Raw genomic sequence first — 19282 nt, 5'->3', positions numbered from 1 at the left:
TAAGTTACTTTAAGTTGCTGTGTCAAATGGTGTAATTTCCCGGGGAATACTGCCTGAAAAAATAGTTCTATTCTACGAATCACCAAATAAAGGTTCAAAGTGTACTATCCATAAGGTAGTATAGGTATATTGATAGTAAGGAAGGAGATGATTATATGACGGAGCAAATGTACCAACTTGTTTCTATTGTCGTCTATATGATAGCCATGCTGCTAATCGGTTGGTATGCATTCAAACGCACATCGAATCTAACGGATTATATGTTAGGTGGACGGTCGCTCGGACCAGCAGTTACCGCATTAAGTGCCGGAGCTTCCGATATGTCGGGTTGGCTATTGATGGGATTGCCGGGTGCTATTTACTTGAGTGGACTGGGTGAAGCGTGGATTGCGATAGGTTTGACATTAGGTGCCTATCTAAACTGGTTATATGTTGCACCACGTTTACGTGCATATACGCAAGTTTCAAATAACTCCATCACGATTCCGAGTTTCTTGGATAACAGGTTAAAAGATACATCCCGCTTATTGAGAGTGGCTTCAGGCATTATTATTTTAGTGTTCTTCACATTCTACGTATCTTCAGGTATGGTAGCGGGCGGGAAATTCTTCCAGAGCTCATTTGGGCTAGAGTATCATACGGGTCTGATTATTGTATCGGTGGTAGTTCTGGCATATACATTGTTCGGTGGATTCTTAGCAGTTAGTTATACCGATTTTGTACAAGGTTTGATTATGTTTCTGGCACTGATTTTAGTTCCGGCGTTCGGAATTTTTATTACAGGTGGCTTCTCTGAAACGGCAGCGAGTATACGTGAAGTAGATCCCGCACTGTTTAACCTGGTGTCAGGTGTCAGTGTTGTCACAATAATCTCTTCGCTCGCATGGGGTCTAGGTTATTTTGGGCAGCCGCATATCATCGTCCGTTTCATGGCGATCAAGTCGGTGAAAGAGACGAAGAGTGCAAGACGGATTGGTATTGGTTGGATGATACTGAGTTTGTTTGGTGCGATTGCTACTGCATTAATTGGTATCGCGTATTTTCAACAAAACAACGTGGACTTGGCGGATCCAGAAACGGTCTTTATCGTTCTCGGACAGATTATTTTCCATCCGCTGATTGCAGGTATTATGCTAGCAGCGGTATTGGCAGCTATTATGAGTACGATATCGTCGCAATTGATTGTGACATCGTCTGCTTTGATTGAAGACTTATATAAAGCGGTTTTCAAAACAAACGCTACAGATAGTCACTATGTATTTTTAGGGCGTTTGGCTGTTCTGGTCGTGACGATCATCGCAATGATACTCGCTTGGCCGAATAAAGAATCCGTATTGAAATTGGTTTCATTCGCTTGGGCAGGTTTCGGCGGAGCATTTGGTCCTATTATTCTCTTATCATTATACTGGAGAAAGCTAACGGCTAAAGGGGCATTGTTCGGTATGATTATTGGTGCTGTAACGGTAGGTATTTGGGGAAGTATCGATGTCTTGCACGATGCATTGTATGAGATTGTTCCTGGATTTGCGCTTTGCCTTATTGTTGCGGTATTAGTAAGTAAGGCAACGTATAAACGCGATACTGTTATTGAAAGAGAATACGATGACACATTGGAATTACTCAAAGAAGAAATGTGAAAAAAAGAGCTAACATTGCGCAATACGCAATGGATAGCTCTTTTTTCTCTGTCAATATAATTTATAACGCGTCCGTCACTTCGTCGCCATCAGGCAAATACTCGTATAGCCCAATTTCTTTAAGTCCTTTTTTAATCTTCGTCGTATAGCCAAGTTTTTCATTCGATAAGAAAGTGGCCTTAGAAATAATGAGTTGCTTTAACGTAGGCAAGTAGCTTGAATCGATTTGTTGCCAAAGTTGATAGGAGTCGATTAGGTCTTCTAGCGTCAAATGTTTATAATCATCACCTTCAAAATTAGATTCCGGTGAAACCTTATACCATATATCTCCATTATCGCGAATCCATTTATCTTTTTGATAGACAATGGCTCTCTGGATATTGCGTGCGGTTTGAAGATATCGCGAATCTCCAAACTCTTGGTAAGACATGAGCAAAATATTCATACCACCAAGTGCATGATTCATGGATGTATGGGTAGTGACTTTCTGTTTTATTGGGAAGTAGTCTGCAATATAGTATGCATCACTGGCTACTCGATTAATATTGCCTTTTCGTTGCTGGGAAACGAGAAGGTCCGCATAATCTCGCAGTGGTTCATTCGCAGAAGGAATTCCGAACTCATCACCGATATTATAATAGAATAAAGCGATTTGTTCATTGAAACGCGTATCAATAAATGGTGCGTGAATATCATATAAGTTTTTTAGATACGTACTTGTTACTTCTGTTTCCCAGTAGTCTTTATCCTGTTTGAAGTTTTTCAAATTGACGAAGGAATTATAGACCAGATTCTCATAGTAACGTCCTTTATTTTCATGATAAAGCGTCAATGCGCGATCTTCTTTTAGCATCAATAAATTACGACCGTAGTTTTGACCTGTAACGGGCATTGGTTCTGTCGAGTCAGCCAATTTATTATACGAGCCTTCAGCTGTGTACCACTTATTGCGCTTCTTGTGATTCTGACTTGTTTCTCTCATCCACTTGAATAGGTCGTCTTTTGAATTAAACAATTGCTCATCGGAATCTACATACCAGTGGTCCACTATTTCTCCTGTATTAGCATGTAGTTTATAGGAAGATAATAGCGTTTTTCCGGCTAACGTATAGGAGAAATTCTCTTGTTCTCCAATAAGTTCACGAGAGACACTTTGTTCAGCATTATCGTAACGAAGGGATAATTGTTTGGATTGGTAGGCCTGTCCAATCATCCGTTCTTCTACAGTGCCGTCCGTCTTGATGAAGCGCAGTAAGCCTGTCGGATAAGTGGTCATATCCGCATCCGCCAAATCTATATTCTCACGCATGAGTGGATAACGATCATAGCGGTATAGATCAAACTGTGCGATATCTTGTTCTTTTTGAAGTACTTCTACCGTTATAGACCTGTCAGTAGGGTTAGTTAGTTCTGAAAATACAAATACATCTTTGTTAGGCAATTCTCGAACAGTCAATTTGATTTCAGCGCCTTCTTTTCCGACAGCATATGTATAAGCACTATCGCGTGAAATTCCATAATTGGTTTGTGTAAAGTCTTTATATTCAAATGCTTCCTCAGAGCGCAAATAAAGGGGATGAGTACTAAACGGTACACTTCCTAAATTAGTCTCAGGCACACTTTTACTATAGTGAATGGACTCTTCCGGATTGGAGAGTGTAAATTGTTTCGGTTGTTTAATACGATTGGTTTCCACTAATATCCTGTGCAATGTTTTTGAAAAGTATGCCCTTGATACGATCGAGTCGCCGTAATGAAGAAACTCCTCCACTTGAGGAAACGTATAGACAGGAATGTTTTTTAATGTAGCTCTATCCGAACTGGAAGGCCAGCTAGTCGATAACACTTTACCGAGGTCCTCTTCCATGTCAAAAGCCGTAATCAATGCGTCCCATAGCTCTGTCTTCGTCAATGGTTCATCAAAGCCGAAAACTCCCTGTTTGCTTGGTTGGATCCATCCATTCTCGACAGCGGTCAAGGCAAAACGTCCTTTATCTGATCCCCATACAATATCTGAAAAACCGTAAGACTTATCAATGAATTTCGATCCGAAGATTTTAGATAAAGAAACAGCAGCTTGCCCCTTTGTTAGTGGAGTTTCGGGATGGAACTGCATATCGAAATTGCCCGTGATGATTTTCATTTCATCCAGCTGCATGATTTCATTTTTTGCCCAGTGATCATTGGGGACGTCTATATATTTTACATCTGTCGTTTGTGCGCTGACAGACTGAATGGAACAAATGAAAAGTAGTGCTAGTAAAACTATTGCGGTATTCCATTTTCTCACTTTCATGACCTCCAACTAAATGTCGCTTCAATACTCTAGTATACCCCAAAATAAATCATAACAACAACGGAGGAAGCAAAAGGGGACATATGTTACAATCGGAATAGAAAGATTACTATGAAAATATGAGCCGAGGAGGTTTCTACATGAATAAAGAAGAATTTTTAGAACGTTATGCAATTGATCGAAAGGGTACGAACTCGCTGAAATGGGATAAACTTGAGGAACGATTTGGTGATGCGAATTTACTTGCGGCTTGGGTAGCCGATATGGAGTTTAAGGCACCAGAGCAAGTAATAGAGGCAATGAAAGAAAAAGTGGACTTCGGAGTATTTGGTTATACATATGCGCCTGAATCTTATTATAAAGCGTTTATTAATTGGGAACGTGAACGCCATGGCTATGAAGTGAAAGAGGAATGGATGCGTTTTTCAACAGGGGTTGTGACTGCGTTATACTGGTTCGTTAATGCATTTACGAAACCAAAAGAAGCAGTGATCATTCTGTCCCCAGTTTATTATCCATTTGCCAACGCAGTGAAAGATACAGGTCGTACGCTCATAAGCAGTGAACTCATTAATACAGAGGGCGTCTACACGATCGATTTTGAAGACTTTGAAAAGCAAATAGTTGATAATGACGTGAAATTATTTATTCATTGTACACCGCATAATCCTGTAGGCCGTGTCTGGACAGCAGAGGAAGCGGAAAAACTCTTATCAATCTGTGACAAGCATGACGTCTTGGTGGTATCGGATGAAATCCATCACGATATGACGTTTGGCGATCATACACATATTCCATCTGCGATTGTGGCTGGAGGAAGGTTCTCTAAACGTGTTGTTACAGTAACCGCTGCTTCGAAAACATTCAACTTGGCAGGCTTATTGACATCACAAATCATCATTGAAAATGAAGCGTTGCTAGAGCAATTCGATACGTTTGTGAAAACAGTTAATCAAACCGAAGTCAATATGCTAGGTATGACGGCCGCAGAAGCTGCTTATAATCATGGTGCAGACTGGCTTGAAGGACTACGAGAAGTCGTTAAATCAAATGAACGCTATGCGGTCGAACAATTCGCAGAGCATGCCCCTAAGTTAATCGTTACACCGTTGGAAGGAACTTACTTATTATGGATTGATTTGCGTGCACATATCCAGCCAGACGGTGTAAAAGAATTCGTTCAAGATACGTGTAGGCTAGCAATTGACTACGGAGAGTGGTTTGGGGAAAACTCGAAAGGCTTCATTCGTTTAAATCTTGGGACAAAACCTCACTATATTAAGCAAGCAGTAGATAGTATCATCGAGCATTTGCCACAATCTTAAGATATATATAAAGATCGCCGCAGTGTCAAAATATGACGCTGCGGCGATCTTTTTCGTGATTATATGGTCTGGTCGCCATGTGCTGGTAGAAAATCGAGCAAAGGCTTCAGTTCATTCTCAAGGAAAGGCTTCGCTTGCAACATATTCCTAAATGCTGCATAACGATCAATTTGTTCCAGTGTTGGTTGTTTAGTAGTACGGTAGGCACGTATTAAAATGTTCTTTGGTGTATGCTCCATATCGATGAACTCCACAAGTTGTGATTCGTAGCCAACCAATGTCAGCAACTCTGCACGGATGGAGTCCGTTGCGAGTGCAGCAAAACGTTCTTTCACTAAACCGTGCTGCAACATGATGTCGAGTGCAGGAGCTTGAACTTGTGAAAACAGCTCATGCTGACAGCAAGGGACAGATAGGATGACGGAAGCTCCCCAGTTGACTGCTTTCGCTAATGCCATATCCGTTGCCACATCACATGCGTGAAGCGTGACGACCATATCGACTGCGGTATCTCCATCATATTCATTGATATCGCCTACTAGAAATTCTAGCTGATCGTATTGCAGATCACGTGCAATTTCCTGGCATTCTTCAATGACTTCTTTTTTTAGATCTAACCCCGTTACACGAATGTCGAGGCCTTTTTCAATTCGCAAGTAATGATACAGTGCGAACGTCAAATACGATTTCCCCGAACCAAAATCCAGTATGCGAATTGGACGGTCTTTCGGCAAGTGGGAAAGCGTGTCATCAATCAGTTCGACGAAACGATTAATCTGGCGGAACTTATCATGTTTTTGATTTTTAACCTTACCTTCAGGTGTTTGAACGCCGAGACGAATGAGAAATGGGTAAGGGGTTCCTTCATGTAAAGCATGATTCTTAATACGATTATGCGAATAGTCGACCGTCTTTTCGGTATTGAGGAAAATTCGTTTAATCGAAACTTTCATCTTCTTGGATATTTGGATCTGCATCGTTTCATCTGATAAATCAATATGGAATTGCTTAAAGTTTTGCAATGCATCCTGCAAAGGTTGCTTCACGTTTTCAAGTGCCACATTATCATGCTTAAGAACACGTTCATGTTGATATTCAAATTGAATGTAAAATTCACCTTTTAGTTCAAGCGGCTTTAATTTAATTCGCTTTACATCATTGGATTTCATTCGTGGCCCACTAATTGTAGCACGGATGAATGTTCCATCTTTCATGCGTCGCTGGAGTAGTTCCAGCACGTCGTCTACTGACATCGTTTGACACTCCTGTCTATCTTCAGTTCAATAGGAATCCTTGCTTTTGTAAGAATGCCTCGAGATCCGTTCTTCTTGGTGACTCAAGGAAATCTGCCATTTCTTTTGTCCACATCGCATCACGTTGATTGGAGTCACGGCTTGCATAGTATTCTTTCATGATTTCGTCATATGCTGGCAAAAGATCATGATACTTTTCTTCGTTATATGTGTTTTCATGTAGTACGGCTTCTACAGGCAAACGCGGTTTGACTTCATTGGATTCATTTGGAACACCGATGGACAATCCAAATAGAGGCACAACGCCTTTTGGCAATTCCAGTACTTGTGAAATTTCTTCCATCGCATTTCGTACACCGCCGATATAGCAAATGCCGTAGCCTTTTGATTCGGCTGCAATGACAACATTTTGCGAGAACAGAGCGACGTCGATTGCACCGACTAGCACATTCTCTGCTACTGTATAATCAATTTCCTGACCGTGTAAACGGGCAGCGTGAGATAATCGGTTATAGTCCATACAAAATACTAATACTGCGCCAGCTGTATAGAATTGACGACGATTCTTAGATAGTTCAGCCAACTGACCCCGTTTTTCAGTGTCTGTTACATACATCACAGTACATGCTTGCACGAAGTGAGAACTGGCGGCGTGTTGACCTGCTTTAATTAGTTCTATAACGGTTTCTCTTGAAATCGGTTCATCTTTATAACGTCGAACCGATGAATGAGATGTTAATAAATCGATTACCATACAATCCCTCCGCATTCGTTTTCATCAGGACATATATCTTCCTGAAACTCTTCTTTTATCCTACACTATTCTGACCTTTCGGGAAACACTGAAGCGCGTTTTGACTGTAGTGGATGTCATACTAAGAAAGGTAGGGATACCCGATTGATAGGACAGGTTTGATATGATAGAAGGAAATCATCTATTTAGGAGGGATACATATGATGAAACTCGACCACCTTGTCTATTTCACTCAGGATACTGTACAAAGCATTGTCATGGAACAACGTGCAAAAGGTAATCAGGCAGTAGCTGGCGGGCGGCATGAAAACTGGGGAACAGCCAATGCATTATTGTATGCTGACAATGTATATATCGAATGGCTGACAGTAGAAGATGAAGACAAAGCGAGAGTAGCGGCAACGGATCTTCCACTTATTGCACACTATTTTCATGATCAGCAATATGGAGATGGCTGGGCGAATGTATGCTTTTCTGTCGAAGATATGGAACAATGGAAAGATGAACTCGATAACAAAGGATTCACCACAACAAAAATTATCAATGCATCAAGAAAAACAGAAGATGGTGAGTTGGTTCGTTGGAAGATGTTATTTATTGAACAAGACGTCTCCAATGAATTGCCATATCCATTCTTCATCGAATGGGATGAATCGGAAGCGCAGCGACAATCTCGTCTCGCTAAGACGGGTGCACGAACGATATTCCATCAACAACAAAAAGTTTCAGAATGTATTTTCCATGTGGAAGACCCATTACAAGAAGTAGGCGAATGGGCAATACTATTATCACAGAAAGTCGGCGATGTACATGATATTCGAATTGGGAACGTTATATTGCGCTTTATAGAAAAACAAGAAAAAGTACAGCGGTTGGCAGAGATTCATTTCACATCGAGCGATTAGGCAACAGAACGAAGGGTAAACTATATATAAAGATGTCGGGGGGATGCTAGCATGGATGTGTTAATTGAAAAAGCCATAATAGTTGGCGTACATGAACAGAAGGATTTGCACTTTGAATATGCGATGGAAGAACTAAAGAATTTGGCGGAAGCAATCAATGTGGAAGTTCTAGGTGAAGTGACACAAAATTTAGAACGGAAAAATCCATCCACTTATATTGGAAAAGGTAAGATTGATGAAATCCGTGATGTATATGAGGAATCTGAAGCAAATTTACTAATCTTCAATGATGAATTATCGCCTTCCCAGTTGAGAAACTTGGAGAGAGATCTAGAATGTAAAATTATTGACCGTACTATGCTTATATTGGATATTTTTGCAAGGCGGGCACGCAATCGAGAGGCGCAGATGCAAGTTGAATTAGCACAACTGCAATATACATTGCCGAGACTTGTTGGACTTCGAGCTTCACTTAGCAGGCAAGGTGGCGGAACAGGAGGCGGCTTACAGAATAAAGGAGCCGGTGAAACGAAGCTTGAGCTCGATCGTCGGAAAATTGAAGATCAGATCGCTAAACTTCGCAGAGAACTTGAGCATGTAAGTGATCAACGTGAAACACAGCGAAAACAGCGTGTCAGAAGCGGTATACCTGTTGTATCCATTGTAGGTTACACAAACGCTGGGAAATCCACGTTGATGAATCGATTGCTACAATATACGGATGTAGATGAATCCAAAGAAGTTAGTGAAAAAGACATGCTATTCGCAACGCTCGAAACTGCCGTAAGGAAAATCAAACTACAAGATAAAAAAGAATTTATTTTAACAGATACTGTAGGGTTCGTTTCTAAACTTCCTCACCATCTTGTCCAAGCATTTCGTTCGACATTAGAAGAAGCCAAGAATGCAGACTTACTGTTGCATGTTGTGGATGTTTCCGACGAAGAACATGGTCATATGATGGATGTTACCAATGAAACATTAGGAGATATTGGTGTGAAAAGTATCCCTACTATCAATATATATAACAAATCGGACTTGACCGAAATCGTCTATCCGCGTATAAAAGATCAGAGTATTTGGATGTCCGCCGGCGAAAATAAAGGAATCCCTGAATTGTTAACTTTGATCCAACAAAACTTATTCAGGCAATATATCACGTGTAAATTAATGATCCCATACGACCGTGGTGAAATCGTTTCCCATCTCAACGAAAATGCTTCGATCAAAGATACAGCTTACGAAGAAGAAGGCACATTGATGACTGTGGAAATGCCCGAAAGTGAATGTGAACGTCTACAAGAATTTATTCTGAAGTGATTAAATAAAAAAGGGCTACATGCACAATGCATGTAGCCAAATCCTTTTATCTTTATAAGAAGAGAAAGGGGGTGGGATGCTTCTAGTTTGCCCGATTTACAAAATTCTAAACCTCTTGATGGAATTCAAAGAAAAATACTTGGTACACTCACTCGAAGTATTCAAATTTTTTTATGCTTCTATAAAAATGGGGTTTGTCAATTGCCAGTGTGGATCTGAAGGTTTTTCTTTAATCAATCGTACAACTAAGCGGGAACAATATATAAGGAGTGATGGACTGTATGAAAAAATGGACAACAATTCTTACAGCAGGAACACTAGCAGTTGTTTTAAGTGCCTGTGGTCAAACTGCTGAACCTCAAAAAAATCCTATTACAGATGAAGAAGAAGTGGTCGTAAATAGTGAACTGACAGCCGGTGAAGTAATGGAAAAAGCGAATGCAGCAGCTGAAACGCAGCAAAGTATGCATTCGGATATGGAAATTATGCAAACGTTGGAAATGGGTGATGAGAAGCAAGACATTCATTCGACGATTGATATGGATATGATTCTTGAACCACTTGCTATGCGCCAAACGATGAATATGCAAGTAGGCGATGAAGAAATGGCAATAGAACAATATATGACAGAAGAAGGCTTCTTCATGAAAGACCCACAATCAGGCGGTTGGATAAAATTACCGGATGAATTGTATAAAGAAGCTGCCGGTCAAATGATGGGAGTGACTGAATCACCAGTGGACTTCACCATGTATAAGGATTACACAGAAGATTTTACATTTGAAGAGACCGACGATGAATACGTTCTGACATTGGTAGGTTCCGGTGAAAAGTTTAGTGAGCTCATGAAAGAATTGTTAGAGAAGAACATGCCACCAGAAGCAGATGAAGCCATGTTGGAAGAAACAGATATGAAAGTTGAAAAAGTTGACCTACAATTCACTATAGATAAAAAGACATTCTTCACAAAAGACTTTGACATGGATATGACTATGACAATGGATGAGCAAGGTCAGCAAGTTAAAGTCACACAGAATATTAAAGGTACGATGACAAAGATCAATGAGATTGATGAAATCAAAGTCCCGAAAGAAATAATAGATAGTGCCCAAGAAATGGATCAGCAGTAAATGAAAAAGCCGTTTTCCGTGTTATACGGAAAACGGCTTTTTCGTATGAATTCATAAGATTGAATAAGAGGTTAACAGATTCTGTAATGAGTAGAATTTTAAAAGTATTGATAACGATTTTCATTTAGATATTGACATCATATGTTAAACGCGGTAATGTTGTTCTTGAGCGAATGATAATCATTTTCATTTAAGTGAGAGATGCTCAAATATTCGATATCGGAGTTCTTCATGAAGAAACGTTACTTAATTACAGCAGTTATACTTTTATCATTTCTTTCGCTGTTTGTCGGCGCAAGCCGAATCACACCAGCGGACCTATTGGACTGGCGTTCAGAAGCAACAGAAATATTCTTGATTAGTCGAGTTCCTCGATTAGTCGCGATATTACTCGCTGGCGCAGGGATGAGTATTGCAGGTTTGATTATGCAACAACTGAGCCGCAATAAATTTGTATCTCCCACCACAGCAGGAACGTTGGATGCGACTAAACTGGGAATCTTGGTATCTATGTTGATATTTACCAACGCAACATTATTAGAAAAAATGGCGGTTTCGTTCACATTCGCCTTGCTTGGCACTTTCTTGTTTATGCAAATTCTCGACCGTATTAAATTTAAAGACGCGATCTTCATTCCGCTTGTTGGATTGATGTTCGGAAATATTTTATCTTCCATCGCCACATTTTTTGCATATAAAGCAAACGTGATCCAGAATATGTCTGCTTGGCTTCAAGGAGATTTTTCCATGATCATGAAAGGCCGTTATGAGCTTTTGTATATTAGTATACCTGTGTTGATCATTACATATTTATATGCGAATCGATTTACAGTGGCGGGTATGGGGGAAGACTTTTCCAAGAACTTAGGACTCGCTTATAAGAGTATCGTCAATATTGGGTTGATCTTAGTTGCGTTAATTACGACAACCGTTGTATTGACAGTGGGACTGATTCCTTTCCTAGGGTTAATCATTCCGAACATTGTCTCGATTTTTAAAGGAGACCATCTACAAAAGACGTTGCCGCATACTGCATTGCTAGGCGCAATCTTCCTTCTTATCTGTGACATTCTAGGCAGGGTTATTATCTTCCCTTATGAAATCTCGATCAGTTTAATGGTCGGTGTCATCGGAAGCGCAATCTTCCTGTTCTTGTTGTTTAGGGGGAAAGCCTATGCGTAACTCAACGAAGCTACTAATTTTATTAGCATTTTCATTAGTATTTTGCGGCTTGTATCTATTTGAAGGTTTGAACGGTAGTTATGACTATGCACTTCCTAGAAGAGCGGTCAAAGTGGTGGCGATGATTTTAACAGGTGTGGCAGTGGCATATTCCACGGTTATTTTCCAGACGATCACGCATAACCGCATTTTAACACCAAGCATCATGGGATTGGATTCACTCTATATCTTGCTGCAAACCGTTCTTATTTTCTTTTTCGGTTCGACTTCATTTGTACTGATCAACCAGCAATTTAACTTCATGCTGTCGGTCGGTGCGATGATAATATTCGCTTTGTTGCTCTATCACTTCTTATTCGGTAAAGGGAACCGACCGATCTATTTCTTATTGCTAGTCGGTATCATTGTCGGTACATTCTTCGGAAGTATTTCGACATTCCTGCAAGTGATGATTGATCCGAATGAATTTTTGCGTGTGCAAGATAAGATGTTTGCGAGTTTCAACAATATCAACGGGGATCTCGTTTGGTGGGCATTAGCGATATTGGTTATCACACTTCTTATTGGTTGGCGCTATATCAATGAACTCGATGTTTTATCATTGGGACGGGATACGGCAATCAATCTGGGTGTGCCGTATCAGTCGGTCGTCAAGATCATGTTGATTTTATCGGCAGTACTGATTGCGGTGTCCACGGCACTTGTAGGTCCGATTACATTCTTCGGATTGATCGTAGCCAACTTGTCTTACCAATTCTTCAACACGTTTAAGCATTCGGTGTTGATTGCCGGTGCTGCATTGATGAGTGTTATTGCATTAGTTGGTGGACAATGGATCGTTGAACGTCTATTTTCTTTCTCGACCACACTCAGTGTGATCATTAACTTTGTCGGTGGCATTTACTTTATCTACTTATTATTAAAGGAGAGTCGATCTTCATGATCCAAGTTCGTGAGTTAACGAAGTTTTATGGGAAAAAAGCAGTCGTCGAAAAGGTCAGTGTAAATATTCATCGTGGAAAAATCACGTCATTCATTGGACCGAACGGGGCTGGTAAATCTACTCTTCTCTCGATGGTAAGTCGATTAATGGATGCTGACACGGGCGAAGTATTGCTCGATAAAAGCAAAGTGAAAGATATGAAATCCAATGACTTCGCTAAGCGCGTCGCGATTTTAAAGCAATCCAACTTCATGAATGTCAAACTTACCATCCGTGAACTTGTTTCATTCGGCCGTTTCCCGCACTGTAAGGGCCGTCTTCAGGAAGAAGATGACCGGATGGTGGATCAGGCGTTGGAGTATATGGGCCTGACTGACATGCAAGAAGCGTATTTGGATGAATTATCTGGCGGTCAGCGTCAGCGGGCTTTTATTGCAATGACGATTGCACAAGACACCGATTATATTTTACTCGATGAGCCACTGAATAACCTGGACATGAAACACTCTGTGCAAATCATGAAAATCTTGCGTCAGCTTGTCAATGATCTCGGCAAAACTGTGGTCATCGTCTTGCATGACATCAACTTTGCCTCTGTCTATTCAGACCGAATTGTTGCGTTGAAAAACGGAAGAATCGTCAAAGACGGAGTAACGAACGATATTATTACCTCAGAGTCATTACGCGAAATTTATGACATGGAAATTCCGATTCAACAAATGAAAGATTGCCGAATTTGTGTGTATTTTAACTCTTAAAATAAACTTTAAAAAGTGAGGAATTATACTGAAATGAAGAAACTTACCCTATCCTTATTCGCATTGATCTTAATGCTAGCACTGGCTGCTTGTGGCGGCGCAAAAGACGAAGAAAAACCTGCAGACAATGCTACACCTGAAGATAAGCCAGCTGAAGAAAGCACAGAAGTAACCATTACACATGAACTTGGTGAAACAACACTTGAAAAGAACCCTGAAAAGGTAGTAGTTTTTGACTTCGGAACATTAGATACATTGGATGAACTAGGAATTGAAGTAGCAGGACTTCCACAATCAAACGTTCCCGGTTATCTTTCTAAATATGAAGACAAAAAGTATGAAAATCTAGGTAGTTTGAAAGAGCCAGACTTTGAAGCAATCAATGCAATGAAGCCAGATGTGATCTTCATCTCTGGACGTCAAACAGACTTATATGATCAGCTATCTGAAATTGCTCCAACAATCTACATGGGCGTTGATACGTCTAACTACATGGAATCTTTCAAAGAGAACATGGGTAAAATTGCTACAATTTTCGATAAAGAAGATGAAATGAAAACTGAATTAGCAGACGTAGATGCAAGCATTGAAGAAATCAAAACTAAAACTGAAGGTATCGACAGCAAAGCATTGATCATCCTAGCAACTGAAGGAAAAGTCAGTGCATACGGCCCAAACTCACGATTTGGATTAGTTCATGACGTATTCGGATTTGAACCTGCTGACGAGAACATCGAAGTTTCTACTCATGGACAAAATATCACGTTTGAATATATCTTAGAAACAAACCCAGACATTCTCTTCATCATCGACCGCGACGCAGCAATTGGTAACGGCGCAACAGCGAAAGATTCTGTCGAAAACGATCTTGTAAAGAAAACAAACGCATTCAAGAATGACAAAATGGTTTATTTGAACGGTGAATATTGGTACCTATCTGGTGGCGGTCTTCAATCGATCAAAGAAATGATCAAAGAAGTAGAGGCTGGACTATAAGAATGAATGAAATCCCAGGAGACTCTGTCTTCTGGGGTTTTTTCTCTTCATGATCATCTTTTTAGCCGTAATTTATCAGGCCGCGCTCATTAAACTATGACAAGCGCTCAATCGCGTTCGCTATCCGCTCATACCCGTAGCCGTCGCGCTCAATCGCGTTCGCTATCCGCTCAAAGCCGCATTCGTTCCGCTCAATCGCGTTCGCTATCCGCTCAAAGCCGCGTTCGTCGCGCTCAATCGCGTTCGCTACCCGCTCATACCCACAGCCGTCCCGCTCTATAACTACCCACAGCCAATCACATCCAGAAATCCCCAGAAAACAAAACTAGTCAAATACAAACAAAAAATGCTATAATGACACCTGTAAAGACATATAAAGATTGCACAATAGAAAGGTAGAAGACCTGTGAAAAAGAAGGAAATCTCACGAAATAAATTACTGGGTATCGCAGGTACTGGTTGGATGTTCGATGCGATGGACGTTGGAATTCTATCATTCGTCATTGCTGCACTAGCCGTAGAGTGGAATCTAACTTCGACTGAGATGGGCTGGATAGGTAGCATTAATTCCATCGGTATGGCGATAGGTGCATTCGGATTCGGTTTATTAGCCGATCGGATTGGACGTAAGCAAGTATTTATGATGACATTGGTTTTGTTTTCAGTTGCGAGCGGCTTATCCGCTTTGACGACAACGTTATGGGCGTTCTTAGCTTTACGTTTCTTAGTAGGAGCTGGGTTAGGTGGGGAGTTGCCTGTTGCTTCTACATTAGTTTCGGAAAGCGTATCCGCAAAAGAGCGGGGACGTGTAGTGGTGTTGCTTGAAAGTTTTTGGGCAGCGGGTTGGCTCTTAGCGGCTTTAATAGCCTATTTCATTATTCCGGAGTTCGGTTGGAGAGTGGCACTGATCATCACGGCACTACCGGCATTTTATGCGATTTACTTACGACGTAATTTACCCGACTCTAAGAAGTTTGAAGAGCAAGGAAAGATATCACAAACGACAGGACAGAAACTAAAGCAATTACTGGCACCGGCATTTAGAAGACGGACGCTTATGCTGTGGATCGTATGGTTTGCCGTGGTCTTCTCGTATTACGGTATGTTCCTTTGGCTACCAAGCGTCATGGTGATCAAAGGCTTCAGTTTAATCAAAAGCTTTGGCTATGTATTATTGATGACCCTGGCACAGTTACCAGGTTACTTCAGTGCCGCGTGGCTAATTGAACGCATGGGGCGCAAGTTCGTCCTTGCTACTTATTTATTCGGAACGGCACTCAGTGCTTTAGCTTTCGGTAATGCGGAGACATTGACTACGTTGATGGTTGCTGGTGCGTTTCTATCCTTCTTTAACTTGGGTGCATGGGGAGCTCTTTATGCATATTCACCGGAACAATATCCTACCGCTATTCGAGCGACAGGCTCTGGGGTTGCGGCGGCAGTTGGGCGTGTGGGAGGTATTTTCGGACCACTTCTCGTTGGATCACTGTTAACAGCTGGATATGGCTTCGGAATCATCTTTGGTATTTTCTGCGCAGCAATTATGATAGGTGTATTAGCTGTTATTTTCCTAGGAACAGAAACAAAACAAACTGAGTTAACATAGTATAAGATAAGTCGTTTTCATTTTACATAAATGGGAGCGGCTTTTTCGATGGTTAACATTTTTTATTCGGTAGCGAAACCTTTATAATTGTAGAAAGGAGTGAATGCAATGTTTCGTGTACCAGATGAAATTGCGCGTATAGCTTTAGAACGCAGCGAAGGATTTCCAGTAGAAGGCTTTGTCCACGGAGAAGGTCCGCAATCACCAACACTCTTACTAATTGGTGAAGCACCGGGTGAACACGAAGCGATTCATGGTGTTCCGTTCATTGGTCGTGCAGGTGATGAATTGATGAAATCTCTTGCATCAATAGGGTTAACACGTGAAGATGTCTATATGACGAGTTCGTTCCGCAGTAGACCTTACAAATGGGGGACGAGGAAAGAACGGGATGGTAGTTTGACGGAACGTAAGTATAATCGTCCACCCACACAAAAGGAGCAATTGGCTCATGCACGAGTCCTTGATTTTGAAGTTGCCAATCTTCAACCAAAGCTCATTGTCACACTGGGGAATATTGGCTTGCAGCGATTGATAGGTAAACATGCGAAGGTCACGGTTCTTCATGGACAAGTACTGACGCAACCAGTGCAATATTTAGCAAAATTAGAAGATAAACAATATAGCCTAACAGATGAATCGTACACTATAATACCGACATTCCATCCGGCTTCAGTGTTTTATCGCCCATCCCTTAGACCTGAACTGGAAGCCGATTGGCGTCGCATTGGTGAATATCTTCAAGGGGAAATGAACTATCCGTTTGAATGAAGTAGAAAAGAGGATACATCATGAATGCACAAGTAAAACCTAAAGGATCCGTTAAAAACTTTATGAGTCTAGTCAAGACATTGCATTGGCCAGTAGCCGTAACCATCGTTGCCCTAGTGCTATCTCTCGTTGAAACGGCTGCAGGACTTGCTGTGCCATTAATCACCAAAGATTTAGTGGACTCATTCACCAGTGAGCTATTGAACTGGAAGACCGGCATTTTCCTGCTCGTTTTATTCGTGATACAAGCAATTGCCGGAGGTTTCTCCTACTATATGCTTGCCTTTATTGGCGAGACAGTAGTTGCGGACTTGCGTAATCAGTTATGGCAAAAAGTATTGCGTTTACCTGTGCCATATTTTGATCAAAATGAAACGGGCGAAACGATGAGTCGAATTACACAAGATACAACCATATTAAAATCACTTGTCTCAGAGCACTTAGTCTCGTTCATCTCGGGTATGATCTCGATTATCGGAGCGGTCATTATTTTACTGGTGCTCGATTGGAAAATGACGATCATCATGTTGATCAGTGTGCCTGTTAGTATGGCAATTTTATTTCCGCTTGGACGCTTAATGCACAAAGTAGCGAAAGCGACACAGGCTGAAATGGCAAAGTTTTCGGGACATCTCGGCCGTGTGCTTGGGGATATTCGGTTAGTGAAAGCATACCGCGCGGAACCTATTGAAGGAGAGAAAGGCAAAAATGCAATTCAATCCCTATTTCGTTATGGGTTGAAAGAAGCGAAAATCCAAGCTGTTATTTCACCTATCATGATGTTGACGATGATGGGCATCCTAGTAGTGATTCTCGGGTATGGAGGAGCGCAAGTTGCAAAAGGAGCATTATCAGCTGGAACATTGGTTGCAATTATTTTCTTGCTGTTTCAGATTATCATTCCGTTCGCACGAATGGCTCAATTTTTCACTTCATTCCAAAAGGCGATAGGGGCGACAGAAAGAATTCAAGGGATTCTACGAATGGATTCAGAACCGGCAGATGGTGTACGTACATCGAAAATGGAAGGTGCCATTACATTTTCAAATGTTCATTTTTCATATGAAGATGGAAAAGGTGTAGTGAACGGAATTTCATTCACTGCAGAGCGAGGAACAGTAACGGCATTCGTCGGACCAAGCGGTGGAGGGAAGACGACGATTTTTTCATTGATGGAGAGATTCTATCAACCGACTTCGGGGGAAATACGGCTTGGAGAAGATCCGATCCAAACGATTCCGTTATCCGACTGGCGTCGGCGTATAGGCTATGTGTCGCAGGAAAGCCCTTTATTAAGCGGAACTATCTTAGATAACATTGCGTATGGTCTTGAAAAGAGACCGCCTCTTGAACAAGTCATTGAAGCTGCAAGAGCTGCCAATGCGTATACATTCATTAAAGATATGCCGGATCAATTCGATACGATGGTTGGGGAGCGCGGTATGAAGTTGTCTGGTGGTCAGCGCCAACGCATTGCAATCGCGCGCGCTTTATTGCATAACCCTGAGATTCTATTGTTGGATGAAGCTACATCGAATTTAGATAGCGGTTCGGAAACACATGTACAAGAAGCATTGCACCATTTGATGCACGGTAGAACAACGCTTATTATTGCACATCGGTTGGCTACCGTACTGCATGCAAACCAGTTACTGTTTTTAGAGAATGGCCAGATTACAGGTAGAGGAAATCATGCAGAACTATTGGAAACACATGAGCTCTATCGTGAATTCGCAGAAGGACAAGGATTGGCATAAGAACTGAAAGGAGAAGATCATATGTATGAACCAATTGATTCATCTTTCTTCAATGTACCTGTACTAGAGCTTGCTCGTAATCTAGTCGGACAATATATTGTACATGAGCAACCCGAAGGACTGTCAGTGGTCAGAATTGTGGAAACTGAAGCGTATCACGGAGCTGAAGACCGTGCTGCGCATAGTTATGGTAACCGTAGAACGAAGCGAACGGAAGTCATGTTCGGTAAGCCGGGATCCGTATATACATATCAGATGCATACCCACACGCTAATGAATGTCGTCTGTGCTCAAGAGGGGACACCGCATGCCGTGTTACTACGGGCAGGTGAACCAATAGAAGGAGTAAGTCATATGCAACAACGCCGTGGCATACACATTAAGAGAGAAACCGATCTTACAAATGGACCCGGGAAACTTTCCAAGGCTCTCGGGGTGACGATGTCATACTACGGACATCATTGGACACAGAAGCCTCTCTACATAGCTGAAGGCTTTCCTCAGGCTGAAATAGAAGCAGGTCCGCGGGTAGGGATTGGCAACACGGGTGAAGCCGTGCATTACCCTTGGCGTTTCTATGAAAAGGACAACCCGTTCGTCTCAAAGTATAGAAAATAAATTAATGAACATCTCGAATATATTTGGTTAC

Annotated in this window: 16 protein-coding genes; 13 read left to right on the top strand and 3 right to left on the bottom strand. The window is 41.4% G+C overall.

Going from position 1 to position 19282, the window contains the following annotated elements; all coding sequences use genetic code 11:
- The first annotated feature begins 155 nt into the window (after window positions 1–155).
- The gene (gene putP, locus SporoP8_RS07660) at window positions 156–1637 is read left to right on the top strand and encodes a sodium/proline symporter PutP (protein ID WP_085131962.1); all 1482 of its coding nucleotides are present in this window, start codon (window positions 156–158) and stop codon (window positions 1635–1637) included.
- Between the two features lie 61 nt (window positions 1638–1698).
- On the opposite strand, the gene SporoP8_RS07655 is transcribed toward putP, so the two are convergent.
- Window positions 1699–3927, bottom strand: a complete 2229-nt coding sequence (locus SporoP8_RS07655; RefSeq protein ID WP_198166094.1) for an S-layer homology domain-containing protein — start codon at window positions 3925–3927, stop codon at window positions 1699–1701.
- 146 nt (window positions 3928–4073) lie between these two features.
- Between SporoP8_RS07655 and SporoP8_RS07650 the strand changes: the two genes are divergently transcribed.
- Entirely contained in the window at window positions 4074–5258 is a 1185-nt protein-coding gene (locus SporoP8_RS07650) for a MalY/PatB family protein (RefSeq protein WP_085131960.1), read from the top strand.
- A gap of 59 nt (window positions 5259–5317) precedes the next feature.
- Here the strand turns inward: SporoP8_RS07650 and SporoP8_RS07645 are convergent, their stop codons facing one another.
- Complete coding sequence (locus SporoP8_RS07645) at window positions 5318–6511, bottom strand: class I SAM-dependent methyltransferase (RefSeq protein ID WP_085131959.1); 1194 nt, start codon at window positions 6509–6511, stop codon at window positions 5318–5320.
- 22 nt (window positions 6512–6533) lie between these two features.
- Complete coding sequence (gene nfsA / locus SporoP8_RS07640) at window positions 6534–7265, bottom strand: oxygen-insensitive NADPH nitroreductase (RefSeq protein WP_085131958.1); 732 nt, start codon at window positions 7263–7265, stop codon at window positions 6534–6536.
- Window positions 7266–7465: 200 nt separating this feature from the next.
- Here nfsA and SporoP8_RS07635 point away from each other — a divergent pair, with 200 nt between their 5' ends.
- From SporoP8_RS07635 to SporoP8_RS07585, 11 genes are all read left to right on the top strand, one after another.
- The gene (locus tag SporoP8_RS07635) at window positions 7466–8170 is read left to right on the top strand and encodes a VOC family protein (RefSeq protein WP_085131957.1); all 705 of its coding nucleotides are present in this window, start codon (window positions 7466–7468) and stop codon (window positions 8168–8170) included.
- 51 nt (window positions 8171–8221) lie between these two features.
- Window positions 8222–9490: a GTPase HflX gene (gene hflX / locus SporoP8_RS07630; protein WP_085131956.1), complete on the top strand. Its 1269-nt coding sequence runs from the start codon at window positions 8222–8224 to the stop codon at window positions 9488–9490.
- A gap of 281 nt (window positions 9491–9771) precedes the next feature.
- Window positions 9772–10620, top strand: coding sequence for a DUF6612 family protein (locus SporoP8_RS07625; protein WP_085131955.1), 849 nt, complete (start codon window positions 9772–9774; stop codon window positions 10618–10620).
- Window positions 10621–10851: 231 nt separating this feature from the next.
- Window positions 10852–11802 (top strand): ABC transporter permease, encoded by a 951-nt coding sequence (locus tag SporoP8_RS07620; protein WP_085131954.1) that lies wholly within the window; start codon window positions 10852–10854, stop codon window positions 11800–11802.
- On the top strand, window positions 11795–12745 hold the full coding sequence (locus SporoP8_RS07615) for an iron chelate uptake ABC transporter family permease subunit (RefSeq protein ID WP_085131953.1): 951 nt from the start codon (window positions 11795–11797) through the stop codon (window positions 12743–12745). The genes SporoP8_RS07620 and SporoP8_RS07615 overlap by 8 nt, the downstream gene beginning before the upstream one ends.
- Window positions 12742–13503 carry an iron ABC transporter ATP-binding protein gene (locus SporoP8_RS07610; protein WP_085131952.1) on the top strand — a complete coding sequence of 254 codons (762 nt, stop codon included), beginning with the start codon at window positions 12742–12744 and terminating at the stop codon, window positions 13501–13503. Before SporoP8_RS07615 ends, SporoP8_RS07610 begins: the two co-directional genes overlap by 4 nt.
- A gap of 33 nt (window positions 13504–13536) precedes the next feature.
- The gene (locus SporoP8_RS07605) at window positions 13537–14499 is read left to right on the top strand and encodes a siderophore ABC transporter substrate-binding protein (RefSeq protein WP_085131951.1); all 963 of its coding nucleotides are present in this window, start codon (window positions 13537–13539) and stop codon (window positions 14497–14499) included.
- 463 nt (window positions 14500–14962) lie between these two features.
- The gene (locus tag SporoP8_RS07600) at window positions 14963–16105 is read left to right on the top strand and encodes an MFS transporter (RefSeq protein WP_198166116.1); all 1143 of its coding nucleotides are present in this window, start codon (window positions 14963–14965) and stop codon (window positions 16103–16105) included.
- A 108-nt stretch (window positions 16106–16213) separates the two neighbouring features.
- Window positions 16214–16876 carry a uracil-DNA glycosylase gene (locus SporoP8_RS07595; RefSeq protein ID WP_085131949.1) on the top strand — a complete coding sequence of 221 codons (663 nt, stop codon included), beginning with the start codon at window positions 16214–16216 and terminating at the stop codon, window positions 16874–16876.
- A 20-nt stretch (window positions 16877–16896) separates the two neighbouring features.
- Window positions 16897–18633 carry an ABC transporter ATP-binding protein gene (locus tag SporoP8_RS07590; RefSeq protein WP_085131948.1) on the top strand — a complete coding sequence of 579 codons (1737 nt, stop codon included), beginning with the start codon at window positions 16897–16899 and terminating at the stop codon, window positions 18631–18633.
- Window positions 18634–18654: 21 nt separating this feature from the next.
- The gene (locus SporoP8_RS07585; protein ID WP_085131947.1) at window positions 18655–19251 is read left to right on the top strand and encodes a DNA-3-methyladenine glycosylase; all 597 of its coding nucleotides are present in this window, start codon (window positions 18655–18657) and stop codon (window positions 19249–19251) included.
- Window positions 19252–19282 lie beyond the last annotated feature (31 nt).

It is taken from the genome of Sporosarcina ureae, assembly GCF_002101375.1.
Taxonomy (GTDB): Bacteria; Bacillota; Bacilli; order Bacillales_A; family Planococcaceae; genus Sporosarcina; species Sporosarcina ureae_B.
The sequence above is the reverse complement of the archived record's forward strand: the minus strand, read 5'-3'. Positions and strand labels throughout refer to the sequence as shown.